This is a genomic window from Pseudoxanthomonas sp. CCNWLY206-1 (genome assembly GCF_039710385.1).
Taxonomy (GTDB): domain Bacteria; phylum Pseudomonadota; class Gammaproteobacteria; order Xanthomonadales; family Xanthomonadaceae; genus Pseudoxanthomonas_A.
In genome coordinates this window covers 221,756-241,292 of sequence record NZ_JBDKXI010000008.1, presented here as the reverse complement: position 1 = coordinate 241,292, position 19,537 = coordinate 221,756, and the positions used below count along the sequence as shown (strand labels likewise).

14 protein-coding genes are annotated in these 19,537 nt (G+C 61.3%); 5 read left to right on the top strand and 9 right to left on the bottom strand.

Going from position 1 to position 19,537, the window contains the following annotated elements; translation table 11 throughout:
- Positions 1-34: 34 nt before the first annotated feature.
- The 4 genes from AADW18_RS17740 to AADW18_RS17725 form a co-directional block, all read right to left on the bottom strand.
- Positions 35-3,295, bottom strand: a complete 3,261-nt coding sequence (locus AADW18_RS17740) for an Ig-like domain-containing protein (RefSeq protein ID WP_337344728.1) — start codon at positions 3,293-3,295, stop codon at positions 35-37.
- A 612-nt stretch (positions 3,296-3,907) separates the two neighbouring features.
- Positions 3,908-4,132 (bottom strand): hypothetical protein, encoded by a 225-nt coding sequence (locus AADW18_RS17735; RefSeq protein ID WP_337344727.1) that lies wholly within the window; start codon positions 4,130-4,132, stop codon positions 3,908-3,910.
- Between the two features lie 23 nt (positions 4,133-4,155).
- Positions 4,156-4,512 (bottom strand): YkgJ family cysteine cluster protein, encoded by a 357-nt coding sequence (locus AADW18_RS17730; RefSeq protein WP_337344726.1) that lies wholly within the window; start codon positions 4,510-4,512, stop codon positions 4,156-4,158.
- 7 nt (positions 4,513-4,519) lie between these two features.
- A complete protein-coding gene (locus AADW18_RS17725; RefSeq protein ID WP_337344725.1) occupies positions 4,520-5,170 on the bottom strand; it encodes an SAM-dependent methyltransferase in 651 nt (216 codons plus the stop codon).
- A 284-nt stretch (positions 5,171-5,454) separates the two neighbouring features.
- Here AADW18_RS17725 and AADW18_RS17720 point away from each other — a divergent pair, with 284 nt between their 5' ends.
- Positions 5,455-5,727, top strand: coding sequence for a hypothetical protein (locus AADW18_RS17720; protein WP_337344724.1), 273 nt, complete (start codon positions 5,455-5,457; stop codon positions 5,725-5,727).
- A 46-nt stretch (positions 5,728-5,773) separates the two neighbouring features.
- Entirely contained in the window at positions 5,774-6,121 is a 348-nt protein-coding gene (locus tag AADW18_RS17715; RefSeq protein ID WP_337344723.1) for a hypothetical protein, read from the top strand.
- A gap of 42 nt (positions 6,122-6,163) precedes the next feature.
- Here the strand turns inward: AADW18_RS17715 and AADW18_RS17710 are convergent, their stop codons facing one another.
- Complete coding sequence (locus AADW18_RS17710; RefSeq protein ID WP_337344722.1) at positions 6,164-7,453, bottom strand: sensor histidine kinase; 1,290 nt, start codon at positions 7,451-7,453, stop codon at positions 6,164-6,166.
- Positions 7,446-8,159 carry a response regulator transcription factor gene (locus tag AADW18_RS17705; RefSeq protein WP_337344721.1) on the bottom strand — a complete coding sequence of 238 codons (714 nt, stop codon included), beginning with the start codon at positions 8,157-8,159 and terminating at the stop codon, positions 7,446-7,448. The genes AADW18_RS17710 and AADW18_RS17705 overlap by 8 nt, the downstream gene beginning before the upstream one ends.
- Before the next feature lie 294 nt (positions 8,160-8,453).
- On the opposite strand from AADW18_RS17705, the gene AADW18_RS17700 reads away from it, so the two are divergent.
- Positions 8,454-9,260 carry a phosphatase PAP2 family protein gene (locus AADW18_RS17700; RefSeq protein ID WP_337344720.1) on the top strand — a complete coding sequence of 269 codons (807 nt, stop codon included), beginning with the start codon at positions 8,454-8,456 and terminating at the stop codon, positions 9,258-9,260.
- Positions 9,257-10,927: a phosphoethanolamine--lipid A transferase gene (locus AADW18_RS17695; RefSeq protein ID WP_337344719.1), complete on the top strand. Its 1,671-nt coding sequence runs from the start codon at positions 9,257-9,259 to the stop codon at positions 10,925-10,927. Before AADW18_RS17700 ends, AADW18_RS17695 begins: the two co-directional genes overlap by 4 nt.
- A 224-nt stretch (positions 10,928-11,151) precedes the next feature.
- On the opposite strand, the gene AADW18_RS17690 is transcribed toward AADW18_RS17695, so the two are convergent.
- Positions 11,152-12,051: a LysR substrate-binding domain-containing protein gene (locus AADW18_RS17690; protein WP_346842736.1), complete on the bottom strand. Its 900-nt coding sequence runs from the start codon at positions 12,049-12,051 to the stop codon at positions 11,152-11,154.
- Between the two features lie 90 nt (positions 12,052-12,141).
- Between AADW18_RS17690 and AADW18_RS17685 the strand changes: the two genes are divergently transcribed.
- Entirely contained in the window at positions 12,142-13,200 is a 1,059-nt protein-coding gene (locus AADW18_RS17685) for a YeiH family protein (RefSeq protein ID WP_337344717.1), read from the top strand.
- Between the two features lie 783 nt (positions 13,201-13,983).
- Here AADW18_RS17685 and AADW18_RS17680 read toward each other — a convergent pair.
- Positions 13,984-16,632: an EAL domain-containing protein gene (locus AADW18_RS17680; RefSeq protein WP_337344716.1), complete on the bottom strand. Its 2,649-nt coding sequence runs from the start codon at positions 16,630-16,632 to the stop codon at positions 13,984-13,986.
- A 260-nt stretch (positions 16,633-16,892) separates the two neighbouring features.
- A complete protein-coding gene (locus AADW18_RS17675) occupies positions 16,893-19,106 on the bottom strand; it encodes an EAL domain-containing protein (RefSeq protein WP_337344715.1) in 2,214 nt (737 codons plus the stop codon).
- Between the last annotated feature and the right edge of the window lie 431 nt (positions 19,107-19,537).

Here is a 19,537-nt window from a genome sequence, read left to right as displayed (position 1 = left end):
AGCCGGGTTCTTCCATATGCCTTACTGGCACGGATCAGAACAAGCTGTGTGCCTGTGCTTGGTCCTCCATCGGCTGTGTCACCGACATCACCGCAACCTCAACCGCGGTGGTGCCGTACGGCGAAACCGCATCACTGTTCCATGCCTGCAGTTCGGTGGCCGACAATGCATACGGATCTGCCGACGCCACCGTTTGCATTGCATCGTCCGCGTCGGTGAACAGCTCGGCATCGTTCGCGCTGAGCAGTGCGCCGAGCGGAAGGTCCAGCGATTCCAGTTCTGGTTCTGACTGGGACTGCTGATTGGCATCCTTGATCTCGAAGACGATCGGGCTGGACTGATCGCTGATCAGTTCGCCTGCTGCATTGGCGCCAGCGACCGTGATCTTGACTTCTCCCGGCTCCTGCGACGGCAGTTGGAACTTCCAGCTGGCATTGAAACTGACGTTGGCATAGCCCGCCAGTTCGCCATTGACGAAAACAGCCACCTTGGCGGTGTCGTTGCCGACCACATAACCACGCAGGGCGGGAGTGTCGTCATAGGTGGTGCCGCCCGCTTCGATCGGCTGGTTGGCCACATCATCGTAGATGGTGTCGATGTACGGCGCCGGCTTCCCGGGACCGGCCTCGGAGATCTCGAAGCCGATCGGATTGGACTGACCGCTGATCAACTGGCCAGCCCCATTGGCGGCAGCGACGCTCACCTCGATATGGCCCGATTGCTGCGATGGCAGTTCGAAGGACCAGTATCCGTTCGAGTCCGTATTCGCATAGCCGACCGTTTCGCCGTTAACCAAAACGGCGACCTTGACTACGTCGGCATCGGCACGGCCGCTCAGCGTCGGGGTGTCGTCCCGGGTGCTGCCGCCTGCGCGGATCGGCTGATAGGCCACGTCATCGTAGACAGAATCGACACGCGGCGGCTCACGATGACCGGTGTCGGTGATCTGGAAGGCAATCGGATCGGACACGGCACTGATCAATTGGCCTGCCGCGTTGGCGGCGGCGATCGTCACCTCGACTTGACCGGGACTTTGCGATGGCAGAGTGAAGTGCCAGCCGCCTTCCACATTCACTCCGGCATAACCGGTGAGTGCGCCATTGACGAAGACCGCGATCTTGGCGGCGTCGGCATTGACGCGACCGCTCAACGTCGGAGTGTTGTCACGAGTGCTGTCACCCTGCCCAATCGCCTGATAGCTCACGCTGTCGTAAATCGATTCGATGCTTGGTAGCTCCTGCTGGCGAGCGGCGCCCGTGATCTCGAAGGCGATCGGGTCGGACGGAACGCTGATGAAACCACCCGCGGCATTAGCGGCGATAGTGGTCACTTCAACCGGGCCAGTGCCCTGCGGCGGCAAAGTGAATTGCCAGTGACCCTGGCCAAATCCTTCTATCTTGACGTCGGCATAGCCGGCCAGTTCACCATTGACGAAAACGGCGACCTTGGCCACACCGCTATTGGCGCGGCCGCTCAGGGTCGGCGTGTCGTCGCGGGTGCTGCCGCCGTGGCCGATCTGCTGATGGGCCTGGTCGTCATAGACCGTATCGATGCGCGGTGGTTCGCGGTGGCTGGGGTCCTTGATCTCGAAAGCGATCGGATCGGACGGCGCGCTGATGAAGCGGCCCGAGGCATCGGTGGCGATGGTGGTCAACTCGACCGGACCGGCACCCTGCGAGGGCAGTTGGAAGCTCCAGTTACCATTTTGGTTGACATTGGCATAGCCGACCAGCTCACCGTTGACCAAGACAGCGACCTTGGCGATACCGACGCCGACGCGGCCATTCAAAGATGGCGTGTCGTCGTGGGTGCTGCTACCCGGGCGGATCTGCTGGAAGGCCTGATCGTCATAGAGCGAATCGATGCGCGGGGACTCGCGGTGGATAACGTCCTTGATTTCGAAAGCGATCGGATCGGATGGCGCGCTGATGAAACGGCCCGAGGCATCGGTGGCGATGGTGGTCAACTCGACCGGGCCCACGCCCTGTGAAGGCAGTTGGAAGTTCCAGTTGCCGTTCTGATTGGCATTGGCATAACCAACCAGCTCACCATTGACGAAGATCGCGACCTTGGCGACGCCGACGCCAACGCGGCCGTTCAGAGATGGCGTGTCGTCGTAGGTGCTGCTACCTGGGCGGATCTGCTGGTAGGCCTGATCGTCATAGAGTGAATCGATGCGGGGGGGCTCGCGGTGATTGGCGTCCTTTATCTCGAAGGCGATCGGATCGGAGGGCAGGCTGATGAAACCACCCGAGGCATTGGCGGCGATGGTGGTCAACTCGACCGGACCGGCGCCCTGCGAAGGCAGGTTGAAATACCACTGACCATTCGGACTGGTATCGGCATAGCCGACCAGTTCGCCATTGACGAAGACGGCGACCTTGGCCACGCCGATATCGGCACGGCCTCGCAAGGTCGGGGTGTCGTCAAAGGTATTGCCGCCCGGACCGATCTGCTGATACGCCTGATCGTCGTAGACTGAATCGATGCGCGGTGGCTCATGGTGGTTGGCGCCCGTGATCTCCAAGGCGATCGGGTCGGACGGCACGCTGATGGGCTGGCCGCTGGCGTTGAGCGCGGTGACAGTGATTTCGATCGGGCCGAGATTTTGTGGCGGCAGCGTGAACTCCCATGCGCCGTTCTGGTAAGTCTCGGCATATCCCGACAGTTCGCCATTGACGTATATCGCGACCTTGGCGGTGCCGAGTTCGGAGCGGCCGTGCAGGGTTGGCGTGGCGTCGCTGGTCTCGCCGCCTGGTTCGACGATGACGGTATTGCCTGCCGAGTTATCGGCGATGGTGTAGATGTTGGGCGGCCCGGCGTGATCCGCAGCTTCGATTGCGATTGTCGTTGGTTCCGATGGCGCACTGATAATGCGGCCGTTGATGTCGGCGGCTGCCACCGTGAAGGTGATCTCACCGTTGTCCTGATGCGGGGCTATGAATGTCCACTTGCCATTCCAGAGGACCTTGGCATAGCCGATCAGTTCATCGTTGGCGTAAATGGCGACCTGGGCAACGCCACTTCGAACCGTACCGGTGAGGGCGGGCGTGCTGTCGTAAGTGGTGCCGCCATGAGCAATAGGCAGGCCGAATTGATCATCGTAGACGTAGTCGACGCGCGGTGGCGGATAGAGGGCCTGTGGAGTCTGGGCGCTGGAAACATCCGGCGACAGGCTGTCAGCGAGGAAGGACTGGGACGCCAGCTCCACACTGTTGATATCGGCTGACATGCGGTAGGGCGCTTCCATGTTCTGTGTTGCGCGCGATGAGGTAGTGCGGTCTTTATCATTCATCAGCTTACTTTCCTCGAATACTTAGTGAATTTATCAATGCGCTCACGACCACTTGCCCGGCGAGCTTCGGGCTGGTCCTACATTGAGACGCAGATGAGAGGAAACGATTCGAAGCGCTGACAATTTCGTGAAATCTCTAGTGAATATATGAGCAAAGTCACTACATGGATGTGGATCTCACATTAGGTATGCAGCAGGAGTAAATTTCGGCCGAAGGTGAGCGTAGCCAGGCCTCTTTGTAATCTCTCGCGTGCATTCGTGCGCGCATATTCGTTTCGGCGGACAGAAGCCGTCGCCCCGAAGAGGCAAGAGAGTTCTTTGGTATCTCGCTAGATTGGCAGCGACTTATCGCAGGGCGGCGTCGCGGTTGTGGGGCCACGCGTGATGCACGCACGTTGATCAACGGCGCCATCGCCTCATCGAGCATTGGCGATACTGAAGCCAGCCGTTTCGGCGCGGAAGCAGGAAGATCAACAAGGATGATCGACGTCTTTACGGCGCACGGTGGCGATAGTTCGAGAAATCATCGCTCGTTGCTGTCTTGCTTACAGAGAGGGATCTGATGGGCATTCCCCTTGCGCTCATGCGTGGATGGCGCCCGCGGAGGATCTGCTACTTCAAAAGACGGAACGATCGGCGTGAAAGAACGGCGGTGAAGTGCTCTTCCGTCAGTCTTTCCACACCTTCGCCATCTTCGGTCGAGTAAATCGGCGCGAGCTCATGCCTGGATTCCGTACCGTTGCCGCCATGTCGAGAAGTTTGGCGGGTCTGCTGCAGGATCTTGGCCGGAATCCCGGCATCCGAAACGACATCGATGCTTTGAGTACGAACGTTCATGGCGAACTCCAGTCAGAGTGAACTCAGCGCAGCGTCAGCGGAATCTCGTAACTGCGGTCACGGTACTTGCTGCGTTCGTCGCGGCAATAGGCGCTGCCCATGGCGAACTTGCGACAGATCGCCGGGCGTTGATCGTAGATGGTGCAATGCATATGGATGGGGTCGACAGCGACGCACCAGCCGTCCTCGCCGTGCGCCATGGTGTCCAATCCAGAGGCGCTGCGCTCGACCAGGTGTCGTGGAACTTTGTCGTCAGGCATAACCACCACCGTCAGCCGGCAGCAGACCGCATCGCAATGCGAGCACGACACTTCCGTATCGACGCGTTGGTCGTCGTCGCTTTCGTCGACGCCTAGGCGGGGGTCGTAAACTTCGATCATAAAAAACTCAACGTAGATATGTCAGAAGACGGCCGCGGAAGGGGGCTATGTCCTCTTCCTTGAATCGCAGTCGCCGTTCGGTGGAAACGAAACCCAGGTCCGACATCGCGCGCGAAAACGCACCGCTGTTGCCTCTGCCCGGGTCAGTGATCAGGACTTCCATCTTCGGCTGCCCATGGCGCTGGACCAACGCCGCCAGCAGAAGCGCGTGCCCGCGTTCATAAAGCACGTCGCTGCCGATAATCAGGTCGAACAACCCCAGCGCCTCGTCCGGCCTTTCCCAGCGCAAATCGCAATACGGAATCTTAGCCAGCCCGTTCAACTCCGCATTGCCGGCGAGAAACGGTCCTGCCAGCGGGTGGTGATCGCTTGCGGTGATGTCGGCACCGCGCTGCTGCAAAACCAGGCTGGCAAGCGCCAACCCGCAACCGATTTCCAATACGCGTTTGCCGGCCACGTCGTAATGCGCCATTTCGTCGGCAAGGATCCTTCCTGCTGGCCAGGCCTGGCCGAATAGCGGCCACAATGCCGAAGAAATTCCCGCTTGATCGGCCGCGCCGTCCGGATCATCAAACTGTTGCAGGTCTTTCAGTGCGCGGACTTGGAAATCGTGCCCGCCGATACGAATATCGAGCAAACGAGTGAGATAGGCCGACATCGGCGCTCCCGGGTGCATCGGCGTATTGGCACGGCGATGATGCGGAAAGGAGCGAAACGGCGACGGAAACCGGCCGGGCGAAACGCAAGTGGGAATAGGTAACTAAGCATCGTACGCTTTAATGGCTGGCTATGCGAGGAATTCCCGTTTTTGCCCGATTGTGAACGCTCATTCACATCGCTTTGTCTGCAGCGGAATTGCGCTTATTTGCGCTTAAATGGGCGGGTTGACCCCGCATCGACTCCGAAAAGCGCATACTCGCTAAAACCCACTGGAGCGCGCCCATGATGAGAAGCCATATCGAGTGGTTCAAATTCCATCTGGGAAATCGACAGAGCATTGGCCCGGCCACGTTGCGTGCGCTTTGGTCCGATGCCTGCGATTCTTTCGACATCAGCGTGAATCGGCAAATGCACAGTATTGCGGGGCATACGACGGTTACTTATTCGTTGTGCGCTTCGCCGCGATTGCCGAACCCCAAGCTTGTCGAACTACGCATGAGAAAGTTGCTGGAATCTTCCAACTACGCCTTCTCCATGACGGTGATCCACCATTGAACACGGCGCCGGGCCGAGCCCTCCCGGCCGTAAACGGGAGAAGGCAATGAGCTTCGACATCGGTATCGGCAAGTGCTGTGGAATCGCAGATGGCTTCGTCGATGTCAGTCTGGACAGCGCGATGGTCAGTCGGTTGATTCCCACGCAAGGTTGGCGCAAGTCGGGCTCCAGTACGCTGCGCTTGCCGCTGCGGCTGTGCAGCCAGAAAAGGCCGCCCACCGTGGGAATGGAAGTGTATCTACCGCAGGAAGCGCTAGCCAAAAGCCAGAAAGGTTCATTGGATTTGAATGGCGATGGCAACTTCGCCGCGGTGGAATTGATGGCCTTGGTCAAGGATCTCGATCCACGTGCCATCAATGTTCCCGCCGCCAAGCCGCGTTCTTCGCGCTGGTAATCGGCGCTGACAACATCAAAAGCTCGCGGCGGGACGCCGCTCCTACGCGACTTCTGATCGATCAAGCCGCGGTGCGAAATTGAGCGTAGTGCGTGTACCGGTTTGGGCTTGGGATGAAATGTCCAGCGCCCAGCCAAGGTGATTGCATAGTCGGGAAATCAACTCCAGTCCGATACCGCCACCGCCGCGGCCCTCGCCGCGGGCCAGGCGGGCGTAGATTGTGCTGATCTCTTCCGGTGACATGCCGTGGCCCGGATCTTCGATGATTACCTTTGCCGGTTTTTCCAGGCGGATCCGGACTTCGCCACGGTCGCTGTGCTCGATGGCGTTGCGCAGTAGATTTCCGATGGCTGCCTGTACGATCGCCATCGGTGCGACGATTCCGCAAGCCGGTAGTTCGTCCAAGCTCAGTACCAGCGCCTTGTCGCGGGTCAAGTAGCGGTGGTCCTCCACGATCTCCGGCAATAGCTGATCCAGCGGCACTTGGTCGCTGATGTTGGCCAGGCGCGAAGGATCCTTCGCAAGTACCAATAACAAGCCGATCAACTGTTCGATGTCTTGCGTGGTTCGCTTCACTCGCGTCATCTGTGCGCGTGCGGTGGCGCCCAGGTCGGGCTGTTCCAGCGCCAGTTCGGCGGCACCGGCGATAACCGCGATTGGCGTGCGGAGTTCATGGCTGGCGCTGTCGATAAAGGCGCGTTCGCGTTCCACGAAGCGTTCGTTGCGTCTTAGATAATCGTTCAAGGCATCGGCAATGACGACCAGTTCGGAACTTGCGTGAGTATTCAACGCCAACGCCTGGCCCTTTTTATCCGGCTGCAACGCCATGATGCCTGCGGAAAGATCGCTTAACGGTTTGACCGCCCGACCCAGACCCCAGGCAAAGATCGCGCCCAGGATCAGCACCAGGGCGCCCGCGCCCAGCAGCATGTTGTGGACGATGATCTCCTCGAAACCCTCGAACTCGGTGATGTCCATTGCCAACCCGATTCGTCCACGAGGTGTGTCGTCGATCAACACGACGCTCAGCACACCATCTACCGGAACGTCGTCATGCAAGCCGGGCCCCAGGTTTTTCAACGTGGGCGGTACGGTGTGCTCGTCATTGAACGCGAACAATCTGAGCGTATCGGTGTCCTTCCACCGATAGCTGGCATCGTCCGAAGCACGATGCAGGTAGTAGTCCATCTCGGTCTTCAGCAACGATTGCCAGACCATGCGTTCGGCGTATTCGTTGACGGCCATGCCGCCAAAGAAAAGCGTGAGCGACAACGCGGCGACATAACCCAATAGCCACAACAGCAGGCGATGCTTCAGGCTGAGCTTACCCATCTGTGTGGGTGCTCTCGGTGTGAGTGTCCTCGGCGTGCATGGCGAGCCGGTAGCCGATGCGGGGCAGCGTCTGGATCAGCTTGACCTGGAAAGGTCCATCCACGCTACGGCGCAACTCGTAGATATGCGAGCGAAGCATGTCGCCGTCCGGCGGACTGTCGCCCCACAGCGCATATTCCAAACGCTCGCGGGTGACCGCGCCTGGACTAGCTTGCATCAGAACTTCCAGGAGTTTGCGGCAGGCGGGATACAGATGCAGCGGCTTGCCGGCACGGCTCGCTTCGAGCGTGGCCAGATCCAGACGCAGGTCCTGTACTTCAAGAACCCGGGCTCGGCCGCGACCTTTGGCGCGCGTCACCAGCGCCTCCAACCGCACTTCCAGTTCCGGCAGTGCGAAAGGTTTGGTCAGGTAGTCGTCGGCGCCTGCGCGAAAACCGGCGATTTTGTCCGGTAGCTCATCGCGCGCGGTGAGCATGATCACCGGCACATCGGCGGCATGTTCCTCGCGAAGCTTCCGCAGCACTTCCGGGCCGTCCATGCGCGGCAGCATCCAATCCAGCACCACGGCATCGTAGGTTTGCGTGGTCGCCAGGTGCAGGCCGGTGATGCCGTCGGGAGCGGCATCGAGTGTATGGCCGCGTGCTTCGAAATAATCGAAAAGATTGGCGACCAGATTTCGGTTGTCTTCGACGACGAGCAGCCGCATGGCAGAAGATCCAGTATTGACTCGACAGCATGACGGAGGTCACGTCGGAAACCTGTCGGAATGCGACAGAGCACGACGGGACGGTTCCTGCGATTCTCCCACGTTGACGATGCCACCATGCGGGGCAAGTCCAGGCCGCGATACTCGCGGAGCTGCACGAACGCTGACCACGGGTAAACTTCGATGCGAATTAACGCATCGCCAACGTCGCTCCGACCGCTCTCCGACAAATTCGCCGTGACCATGCCGCATCGATGAAACGGGGCCGACGTGGCGCCGTCGAGGTGCGAACCGATGGCGCTCCGAAGCCTTCCAGAGGCGTTTTCCAGCAATGGCGCCAGTAACGGCATGCCGATGGTGCCAGGCCAGTTTCATTGGCTGGCGAACCATCTGCTATGCCCGGGCTTGGTCTTCGCCGTGGCGGTGACGTGGCTGGGTCCCTTGCACGGCGATCTATGGATTGCCGATCAGCTCTATGCCCTCGAGGGACATGCGTGGTCGTTGAACGAGAATCTCATTGCCCAGCATCTGATCCACATCGGTGGCAGACGCTTGAGCGCCATGGCCTGGTTGGGTGTCGTGCTGGCGTGGATGGTTTCCTGGCGCGTGCCTGCGCTACGCGAATGGCGGCGACCACTGCTGTACTTGTGGGTGTCGGTCTTGTTGTCGACAGTGTTGGTCGGCGCCATCAAGCGCGGATCGGGCGTGGATTGTCCGTGGGATCTGCTGCGCTACGGCGGCGGTCGCGCCTATTTCGGTTGGTTCTCCTCGCGTCCAGCCGGGATGCCGGCCGCCTCCTGTTTTCCAGCCGGACATGCGGGCGCGGGCTATGCATGGGTTGCGTTGTATTTCTTCTTCCTGGCTCAGCGCCCCGCCTGGCGCTGGCGAGGGCTGGTGATAGGCCTGATTGTCGGCGCGACTTTTGGCTTCGCGCAACAGCTGCGCGGCGCGCACTTTCTTTCCCACGATCTGTGGACGCTGATGATCTGTTGGTCGATCGCGCTTCTGCTCCATGCGGTGATGCTCGCGCCGCGCCGCGCCGATAACCTCTCCGGAGCAACCTCAACATCAGCTCCTGTCGTGGTGAGGGACGCGCGATGAGTACCTGGCCGGCATCCGCGCAAACCAGACGGAGGGTCGCTGACTATTGGCTGGCCTGGCGGAATTTCCGACCAGAAATGAGTCTGGAATCGCTGGTCCTGCTGACCAGCCTGTTCTTCAGCGTTTTCAGCAATATATCGTTCTGGCAACGCGCGCTGCCCGAACCGCTGGTGCAGTGGAAGCTCGCAGTTTCCCTGTTCCTGGTGGTGACTGCTTTGCATGCCTTCTTGTTGGGGCTGGTAGCGAATCGCTGGATCGCCAAGCCGCTGCTGTCGCTGCTGCTGTTGGTCACGTCCATCGCGGCGTACTACATGCACGCCTACGGCATCTATCTGAATGCGGACATGATGCGCAACGTGCTGCAGACCGATGTCCGCGAGTCCAGCGAACTGCTGTCGGCGGCGCTGATGCTGCCCGTCCTGGCGGCGACGCTGCCGATCGTATTGTTATGGCGCGTTCGCATTCGCCGGCGAATGTTGACCCGCGCGTTCGGTATCCGTATCGCATTCCTATGCGGCCTGCTACTGCTAGGTAGCGCAGGGGCATTGCTGTCGTTCCAGGATATTTCCGCGTTGATGCGCAACCAGCGGGAGGTGCGTTACCTGGTTACGCCCGCCAACTACTTGGTTTCGTTGTCGCAGGTGTTGTTGGCTGATCCGCCCGGGGTGAAGCCGCCGCGGCTGCCGATAGGCACCGATGCGCGTTTGCTTCCCGTCAAGCCTGGCGAGAAACCTCGGCTGCTGGTGGTAGTCGTGGGCGAAACCGCACGCGCACAGAACTGGGGTTTGAATGGTTACCGCCGCGACACCACGCCGAAACTGGCGCAAGCGGATGTCATCAACTTCTCCGATGTGACCTCCTGCGGCAGCAGCACCGAAGTGTCATTGCCGTGCATGTTTTCCCCCTATGGTCGCCGCCACTATGATCGTGGCGAGATCGAACGCCATCAATCCGTACTGCACGTACTGCAACGCGCCGGCATTCCGGTCCTGTGGCGCGACAATCAGTCGGGCTGCAAAGGCGTGTGCGAGGGACTGGCTTTTGATCGACTTGCCGACGCCAAGAATCCGGCCTTGTGCAACGACCAGCGGTGTCTGGACGAGATTCTGATCCAGGACCTGGAAGCGAGGGTTCCACCCGGCGGTAGCGACCGTATCGTGGTCCTGCATCAGCTGGGCAACCATGGGCCCAGCTATTTCGAGCGCTATCCGGCGCGCTTCCGCAAGTTCACGCCTACCTGCGAGACCCCCGAGCTCGGAAAATGCAGCCGCGAACAGATCGTCAATACTTACGACAACGCACTGCTGTACACCGATCACTTTCTCGCCACCACCATCGGCCGGCTCAAGGGCCTACGGGGCTACGACACCGCGATGATCTATGTGTCGGATCACGGCGAATCGCTCGGCGAAAACGGGCTGTATCTGCATGGCCTGCCCTATGCCATCGCCCCGCGGGAACAGACGCGAGTGCCGATGGTGATGTGGTTCTCGCCGGATTTCGCGCGCGACAATCGCCTCGACACGGCCTGCCTGCGCCAGCGAGCAGCCAAGCCGGTCAGTCACGACCATCTGTTCTCGTCACTGCTGGGACTGATGCGAGTCGAAACGTCCATCTACGACCGATCCTGGGATTTGTTTGCGGAATGCAGGGGCGGGGCGGGTTAAGGCGAACGGCTGCGCTGGCTTCTTCAGCGCAGGAGCACCGTCTCGGCGCGAGCTCTGCCCTTTTGTCGCGACCTGCCAGGAAGAGCTCGCGGCGGGGACGCCGCTCCGCGCCCGCGCCCCGGTAGCCCTTCGGTGTGCGAGATCAAGGGCGCGCCGCAGCGCGTCCATATGATGAACAAAAGGGGCTTCAAATCCCTTTTTCTTTTCGAGCGATGACGCCGCTCCTACGGAGTCGCCGCATCCAGAAACGACTGCAATGCCGGCGAGCGGGGACGATTGGCGAGTTCCAGGCGGAACAGCGGTCGCATCAGATCGCCGTTGCCTTCCAGTTTGAGCTTGCGCAAGCGGCCGATGGCGATCAGGTCCTCCGCCACCACCGCCGGCAGCACGGCGACACCGGCGCCAGCGACAACGGCTCTGGCGATCGCCTCATTGCTGCCGATCTCCACCCACGTCCTGGGTGCGATGCCGCGCGCTTCGAGTAACGATTGGGTCACTTGCCGCGTACCCGACCCAGGTTCGCGCACCAGCCAGGTCTGCTTGCTCAACTCAGCCGCCGTCGGACGGCGCTTGGCGTCCAGCGGCGAATCATGCGCAGCGACGAACAGCAGCGCCTCGCTTTTCCATTGGCTCGCTTCAATCCTCGCGTCATCCACGGCGCCTTCGACGAATCCGGCATCGATACGGCCATCGACGATCGCATGCGCGATTTCACCGGTGTTGGCGACGGTCAGATCGAACTCGATGCCCGGATGCTGATGGACGAACTGCGCAATGCAGGCCGGTAGCCAATAACCGGCCACCGTGGTGCTGGCGCCGATCCGCAAGCGGCCTTTGCGTAGTTCGATGCGGTCGCGGATGTCTTCGACGGCGATGCGTTCCATGGCGAAGATGCCGCGTGCGTGCTCATACAAGGCCTGCCCGCTGTCGGTCAGCTGCACGCCGCGCTGCCCTTTGGCGCCGGCACCGCGTTCGATCAGCGGCAGGTCCAGTTGGTTCTCCAGCTCCCGCACGCCCTTGGATACCGCGGACTGGCTGACGTGCAGCGCTTCTGCGGCGCGGGAGAAGCTCCGGTGCTCCACCACCGTCAGGAACATGCGCAGCAAATGCAGATTCATCACCATGAGCAAAACTCACGCATATGTGAAATATATGCCTTGGACTCATTGTAGCGCCGCGATTATCTTGGGCGCTTCATCTGGTTGGTTCTGTCCATGCGTTCTGTTCTGTTGCCTCGGGTCTGGCCGTGGGCTGCCCGGTCTGCGCCGTTCTGGTGGGGGCTGGCCGCGGTTGCCGCCATCGCCGTCCTGGCGATGGCACTGGCGCAGATGCCGTGGGCGCAAGGCGCCGGGCTCAGCGCGCTGACCTTGGCCATCTTGCTGGGCATTGGCTTCGGCAATACCTTGTTTCCCCCGGTCATAAGCCAGACGGCGGCCGGTGTCGATTTCTCCAGGAGCACCCTGCTGCGCCTGGGCATCGTGCTATACGGTTTCCGCATCACCTTTCAGCAGATCGCCGAAGTAGGCGTCGCCGGGCTGGTGATCGACATGGTGGTGGTGGCGTCCGTCTTCGGCCTGGCCATCGGCCTGGGCACTCGCGTATTCAAACTGGACCGAGAGACGTCGATGTTGATCGGCGCCGGCAGCGCCATCTGCGGCGCGGCCGCGGTCATGGCGGCCGAGCCGGTGGTACGGGCGCAGGCGCATAAGGTGTCGGTCGCCGTCGCGACGGTGGTGGTGTTCGGCACCATCGGGATGTTCCTCTACCCCGCGCTCTATCCCTACCTGGGCTTCAGCGAACATGCGTATGGCGTGTTCGCTGGATCGACGATCCATGAAGTGGCCCAGGTAGTGGTGGCAGGCAAGGCGATTGGCGAAACCGCCGCATCGGCCGCCGTGATCGAAAAGATGCTGCGGGTAATGTTGTTGGCGCCGTTCCTGCTGCTGCTGTCATCGCACCTTCGCCGCAGCGCCAATAGTGCGGACGCCTCGGCGACCGGCGCCGCAAAAATCTGCATGCCCTGGTTCGCCGTGTTGTTCATCGCGGTCAGCGCGTTCAATTCGCTGCACCTGCTGCCGGAGGTGTGGGTGGCACGCATCATCCAGGTTGACACGGTGCTGCTGGCAATGGCCATGGCAGCCCTCGGCCTGCGCACGCAGGCAAGCGCGATTCGCCAGGCGGGCGCGAAGCCGCTGCTGTTGGCGGCGGTATTGTTCTGCATTTTGGTGGGTGGTGGCTGGGCGTTGAACGCAGGCGTGAACGCGCTGCTGTAGGGCGGGCCTTGGCCCGCCATTGCCAAGGCTCGGTGGAAGTCGCAATGAGCGGGGAAGTAGGCGCCTGGCGTTAGCGCGGGTGGCTCATCGGATCTGATGATCTACGCGCTGCCGCGGGCGTCACTTTTCTTTGCTCGTGCAAAGAACAAGTAACCAAAAGAAACACGCCCCTGGCGGCGCGCCCTTCGGGTGCGTGTCGCCGGTGGGAATTTTCGGAAGGCACATCCATGTGCCTGCCGAAAACGCCGCGCGTCGTGCGCGGCGCCCCAAGGGGTTGTACCCACCGGCGCCACCGCGCCTTAAAGGGGACCCCGAGAAGCCAAAAGCAACAGCAAGAGCTTAAGAGCAGCGGCAGAAACAAAGTCGTAGAGTTTGCTATTGCTTGGCTTTCGTTTTTTGGCCGTCCTCTTAGCTTTGCTTTTGCGATTTCTTTTGCTTCTCGCTCTTGCTCTTGATCTCCGGGGCCCCCGTTAAAGCGCGGCAAGCGGGACGGGTAAAACCCCGCAGGGGCGGCGCACAGGATGTGCGTCGTTTTCGGCAGGCACATGGATGTGCCTTCCGAAAATTCCCGGCCCGATTGCGAACCCCGAAGGGGCGCGCTGCCCGGGGCGTGCTTGACCAGCCATTCGGCTGTTGAAGAGCACCTCTTTTGGTTACTTGTTCTTTGCACGAGCAAAGAAAAGTGACGCCCGCGGCAGCGCGCAGATCATAAGATCCGATAAGCGATCCGCGTCAGCGCTAAAAGAGACAAAGAAACCAAAAGAGAAGTAACAACGCAGGCCATCAACCCTCCCGCTGAAAACTCACCCGCTCCGGTCGATGCAACGCAAACCCCTGCCCAAAATCCACACCCAACGTCCCCAACGTCCGCGACAGCGCCTCACTGCTGACCCATTCCGCGACTACCTTCAGCCCACGCTGATGACCAATCTGCGCAATCGCGTTGACGATGGTGCGGCTCATCGAATCCGATTCCAGATCGCGGATAAAGCTGCCGTCGATCTTGATGATGTCCACCGGCAAGTTCTTCAAATAACCGAACGAGGACATGCCGGCACCGAAATCGTCCAGCGCGATAAGGCAGCCCGCGTTGCGCAGGCGTTCGATGACATTCACTACCTTGAGCAGATTGCGCACGGCCACCGTCTCGGTGATTTCGAAACAGAGCTTCTGCGGCGGCACCGCGTAACGGCTGATCAGCTCAAGGATGAAATCGGCCAGGCCATTGTCTTCGATGCTGGCGCCGGACAGATTGATGGCGCAGATGCCTAGCTGTTCGCCCGAGGGATGCAGATCGTTGAAGTGCGCCAGCGCGGTCTGGATTACCCAGCGGTCCACGGCGGGCATCAGGCTGTAGCGTTCGGCCGCGGGCAGGAACGTGCCCGGCAGTATCAGGCCGCCTTGTTCATCGCGAAGGCGCAGCAGCAACTCGATGCGCGAAGTGTCGCTCTCGCCCCCCAGCGGCACGATCTCCTGGTAATCCAGCAGCAGGCGGTCTTCTTCCACTTCCCAGCGCAGACGATTGGCCCATTCCATTTCGCTCTGCCGCCGGGTGGTCTCATTGTCCTGGCGATAGACATGGACGCGGTTGCGGCCGTTTTCCTTGGCCTGGTAGCACGCGGTGTCGGCCCAGGCCAGCAAGTCCTTGAGCGTGGGCTCGCCGTGGTCCACCACCACCACGCCGATGCTGGCGCTGATGGTGTAGGTGCGGCCTTCCCAAACGAACATCAGGCCTTCGATGCACTCGCGCAAGCGCTCAGCCAGCACGCGCGCGCCTTCGGCATCGACGCGGAAGGCGATCAGTCCGAACTCGTCGCCGCCCAAGCGGGCAAGTACGTCGCCGGTACGCAGTTGCTGGCGCATCGCGAGTGCCAATTGCGCCAGCAGCTGGTCACCCGCCATATGGCCAGAGATATCGTTGATCAGCTTGAACTGGTCCAGGTCGATGTAGAGCAGGGCGCACGACTCGCCGCCAACGCGGCGTTCGGCCAGGGCATTTTCCAACCGCCGTTCGAACTCGCGTCGGTTGACCAGTTCGGTCAGCGCGTCATGGCTGGCTTGATAGCTGAGCATCTCGGTCAGCTGGCGCTGTTCCGAAATGTCGGTAGCGACCATCAGCAGATGATCACGGCCTTCCATTTCCACCCGAGCGATCGAGGTGTTGGCCCAGAATTGTCCGCCGGCGGGTGTGATGAGCACCGCTTCGACATTGCTCCAATCGCTGCCTACCAAGTCCAGGCCGCTGGCGCGAAGACGCAGCGCCGGGTCGGCAAACAGTGACGACAGGGTGGCGCCTGGGCTGTCCGTTTCTCCCAATCGCAACCTTGCCGCCTGATTGGCGTAAAGAATGCGTCCCTCATTGGCGTCGGCCAGCAGCACCAATGCGGGCAACAGTTCGTTGAGTGTGCGGAACCGGTTTTCGACCTCCCGATAGCGCATGGTCAGTTTCTGTCCCAGCGCCACCGCGCGGTGGCGCGTGGTGGCCAACGACCACAACAACAGCGACAACAATGCGCTGATAACAGCGCCGGTGAAGACGATGACCGACAGGCGGCTGTTCTGCACGGGTATCAAGCGTGGGCGTAGCTCGATCGACCAGCGCCGGCCGCCGAAGTCCAACGTACGCGGGTATAGCGCGGCATTGTTCGGAACCGGCTTGCGTGAATCGAAGAACGGTGGGGCGGGTCCTTCGGTGATATCGCTTACGCGAATCTGAAACGTGTCCAGAACCGGTCCGTGCAGTGCTTGTTCCACCAGCGGCCGCAAGCGCAGGCTGGCTGCCAGGGAGCCGATTTCGCGTTGCCGGCGTTCCGGTACGGTGGTGGGAAGCGAGCCGTTGGAATACACCGGCAGGCGAACAACAATCCCCATCGAATCGGGTGAGCCAGCGGGGAACTGCCGCAGCGCGAAAGGGGACGAGATGACCGGCTTATCCGTGTCCCGGGCAAGGTACAACGCCTGCAAATTGCCCGGCTGGCTGGCGATATCCAAGCCCAGCAATACCTCGTTGCCGCGAAACGGCACGACGAACTCGTAGAGGTAGCTGTCGCGATCCGCAATGCGGGTGCCGCGGCGCGCGAATCCCGTGATCACCTGGCTAGATAGCTTGGCCGCGCGCAGGTTTTCGTTGTACTGGGCGAAGACGGCCTGATCGATGTTGTGGTTGGAAAGGAATACCGTCTGCAGCGCGCGCAGTTTCGTCGCGGCCTGCTCCAGCGGCTCCCGCAGACGGACCACGCTGGCGTCGGCCATGGCGTTGTGCAGTGCCTGCGTGCGTTCGCGCGCATCGTGCCATTCGCGATAGGCGGCAATGCCGGTGAACAGCAACCCGAGAATGAGTACCACGGAAGCCCAGGCGGCCGGCGGCAATCCGAGCAACATCTGCATGTCATCAGGCGGTGTCGCGGTTTCCGGTTGATGCGCTGCCGTCATCGGCTCCATCTGAAGGCCCTCCCGCCTGGAACCCGGCTTTGACAGGAAGAATGAATGGGCGGTTTGGGTCCGCTATTCAGTAGTCCTGTGTCGGTGGGCTTCTCGTGTTCGTCATGCAATGGGTATGCCAACCTGGTTGTGCCCGATCGAATGGCCCCGTCTTGGAACGCTATCGGCCGATAGCGCTCTATCTTGATCGTAGGGCGCCATGGCCGCGATGAAGGCGGCGAGAGGTTGCTGTCGGGGCCAGCCAGCGCCGGTCAGCGCTTTGGGCCTATGCCCGGCGTATCGATGATCCACCGCTCAAGCGCGGAGGCCGAAAGCGGACGGGAGAATAGAAAACCTTGCAGGACGGGGCAGTTCAGATCGGCCAACAGGTCCCGCTGCGCTTGGGTCTCCACCCCTTCGGCGACGACCGTCAACCGCAGGCTTTCGCCTATGCGCAGGATGGAGGTGGTCAGTGCGCGTGCGGATTCGCTGGTCTCCAGATCGCGCACGAAGCTCATGTCCAGTTTGATCTCGCTGATCGGCAGCCGATGGATGTGGCTGAGGCTGGAATAGCCCGTGCCGAAGTCGTCGATGGATAGTTGGATGCCCAGCTGGTGGATCGCGTCGATATTGGCCAGTACCGACGGTTTCTGCGCCAGCATGACGCTTTCGGTCACTTCCACCACCAAGTCGCCAGGTTGCAGCCCGCAGGTATCGACGATGGCGGAAATGTACTCCGGCAAATCCAGGCGCTCGAAGTTGATGGCCGACAGATTGATCGAAACGCGCGGCACCGGCACATTTCGCTTTCGCCAATCGGCCAATTGCTGGCAGGCGCGCTCCAGCGTCCAACGGCCCAGTTCGTCGATCAGCCCGCATTCCTCGGCCATCGGCACGAACGTGGAAGGGGAGATCTCGCCGATCTCCGGATGCTGCCAACGCAGCAGCGCTTCCACGCCGTGCAGGCGCAGGCCATCGGTGCTGTCGATCTGCGGCTGGTAGTGCAGCTGCAGCTCGCCGCTACGCAAGGCGTCGCGCAAGGCGGATTCCAGCGCCAACCGCTCCTGCATGGCGCGGTTCATCTCGCCGCTGTAGAACACGATGCGCCCGCCGCCTTCGGACTTGGCGCGATACATGGCGATGTCCGAATGGCGGAGCAACGTGTCCACGTCCCAACCATCATTCGGGAATATCGCGACGCCGATGCTGGCGCTGGGATTGATCGCCATGCGCCCGACGGTGGTCGGTTCGGATAGCCGGATCAGAATGCGATCAGCCAGGTCCGCTGCCTGGTCCGCGGAGCAATCGGGCACGACAATCGCGAATTCATCCCCGGCCAAACGCGCGACGATGTCGACGCTGCGCAACTCCACGGCCAGGCGCTGCGCAATGTCGCGCAACAAGGTGTCGCCGGCCGAATGGCCCTGGGTATCGTTGACGCGCTTGAAGCGGTCGATGTCGATGAACATGAAAGCGGCGGGCGATTCGGCATGCGCGGCCGCCAGCAATATCTGTTCGGCCTTGCCACTGAACAGCACGCGGTTGGGCAAGCCGGTCAGCGTGTCGTAATAAGCCAGTTTGTGCACGTGCGCCTTGGTCCGCTCGCGCTCCAACGCCAGCGCGCATAGGTGCAGGCACAGGTCCACCACGCGCACATGGAATGCATCCGGCTCACGACGCTCGCGGTAGTAGAGCGCGAACGTGCCCAGGACCCGGCCGTCGCTGGATTTAATCGGGCTGGACCAGCAGGCGCGCAAACCGAGTGCCAGGAAGGGTGCCTTGTAAGGTTCCCAGCGCGGATCGTTGGCAATATCCGGCGTCACCACCGGCTGGCCGCTCCAGGCAGCCGAGCCGCACGCACCGACCATCGGGCCGCACTCCAGCCCATCGATGAAAGCCGCGATGCTTTCGGGCAAGCCCGGTGCAGCCAGCGGCCGCAGCCGGCATTGCGCGTCCACGCCAATGACGCTGGCGGTAACGTCGGGCACGATTTTCTCCACTTCGCGGCAGACCACGTTCATCACTTCCTGGATCGGGCATTCGTTCACCATGGCATCCAGCACCTTGCGGTGCAGCACCTCATGGATCTTGCTCTGGGTGATGTCGGTATAGACGCCGAGAATATGGGTCAGGTTGCCGGCGGGATCGCTGATGGGATTGACCACGGCCGAGATCCACATCGGCATGCCGGCCTTGGTATAGACCAGGATTTCGGCGCGATAGCTTTCCTTCGAGGCGATCCGTGAGCGGATATATTCCAGCGTCTGCCGGTCGGTATGCGGCCCGGCCAGGATGTCGCTGGGACGGCGACCGGCCACTTCTTCCAGGGAGTACCCCAGCATGCCGGCAAAGCCGCTGTTGATATAGGTAATGCGGGCCTGTGGATCGCAGATGACCACCGCGTTGTCGCTGCAGCCTACGACCAGGGATACCTCTTCCGCAGACGAAAGGCCGGAATATCGGGCTGTGGCTGCGGTTGGTTTCACGGCTGGAATCCCTCGCGATTATCCGAATATGGCTGGGGGACCTCGGCTTTATAACAGCCGGCGCGCAAAAAGGGCGGGGCGCACGGAGCTTGATTGGGATATCGGCGGGAGAGATGTCGTCTTTAGCCGACCAGCGGTAGCAACGCGGCCTTGGCCGGCGGAGGCGTATTCATTTACCGAGAGCCGGCATGGCAGCAGGCAGCCAGGTAGGAGCGTTTGCTCTTGAAGGAGCGGCGTCCCGCCGCGAGCTTTCCCCCGACGATTCGACAAAGCAAGAGCTCGCGCCGAGACGGCGTTCCTACGGTCATGAGCGTTTGCGTTTGTAGGAGCGGCGTCCCGCCGCGAGCTTTTCCCTGGCGGTTCGACAAAGCAAGAGCTCGCGCCGGGACGGCGCTCCTACGGTCATGAGCGTTTGCGTTTGTAGGAGCGGC

Excerpts from the sequence above, each read along its gene's own strand:
- AADW18_RS17740 (WP_337344728.1), bottom strand. The coding sequence starts at position 3,295 with ATGAATGATAAAGACCGCACTACCTCATCGCGCGCAACACAGAACATG.
- AADW18_RS17735 (WP_337344727.1), bottom strand. The coding sequence starts at position 4,132 with ATGAACGTTCGTACTCAAAGCATCGATGTCGTTTCGGATGCCGGGATT.
- AADW18_RS17730 (WP_337344726.1), bottom strand. The coding sequence starts at position 4,512 with ATGATCGAAGTTTACGACCCCCGCCTAGGCGTCGACGAAAGCGACGAC.
- AADW18_RS17725 (WP_337344725.1), bottom strand. The coding sequence starts at position 5,170 with ATGTCGGCCTATCTCACTCGTTTGCTCGATATTCGTATCGGCGGGCAC.
- AADW18_RS17720 (WP_337344724.1), top strand. The coding sequence starts at position 5,455 with ATGATGAGAAGCCATATCGAGTGGTTCAAATTCCATCTGGGAAATCGA.
- AADW18_RS17715 (WP_337344723.1), top strand. The coding sequence starts at position 5,774 with ATGAGCTTCGACATCGGTATCGGCAAGTGCTGTGGAATCGCAGATGGC.
- AADW18_RS17710 (WP_337344722.1), bottom strand. The coding sequence starts at position 7,453 with ATGGGTAAGCTCAGCCTGAAGCATCGCCTGCTGTTGTGGCTATTGGGT.
- AADW18_RS17705 (WP_337344721.1), bottom strand. The coding sequence starts at position 8,159 with ATGCGGCTGCTCGTCGTCGAAGACAACCGAAATCTGGTCGCCAATCTT.
- AADW18_RS17700 (WP_337344720.1), top strand. The coding sequence starts at position 8,454 with ATGGCGCTCCGAAGCCTTCCAGAGGCGTTTTCCAGCAATGGCGCCAGT.
- AADW18_RS17695 (WP_337344719.1), top strand. The coding sequence starts at position 9,257 with ATGAGTACCTGGCCGGCATCCGCGCAAACCAGACGGAGGGTCGCTGAC.
- AADW18_RS17690 (WP_346842736.1), bottom strand. The coding sequence starts at position 12,051 with ATGGTGATGAATCTGCATTTGCTGCGCATGTTCCTGACGGTGGTGGAG.
- AADW18_RS17685 (WP_337344717.1), top strand. The coding sequence starts at position 12,142 with ATGCGTTCTGTTCTGTTGCCTCGGGTCTGGCCGTGGGCTGCCCGGTCT.
- AADW18_RS17680 (WP_337344716.1), bottom strand. The coding sequence starts at position 16,632 with ATGACGGCAGCGCATCAACCGGAAACCGCGACACCGCCTGATGACATG.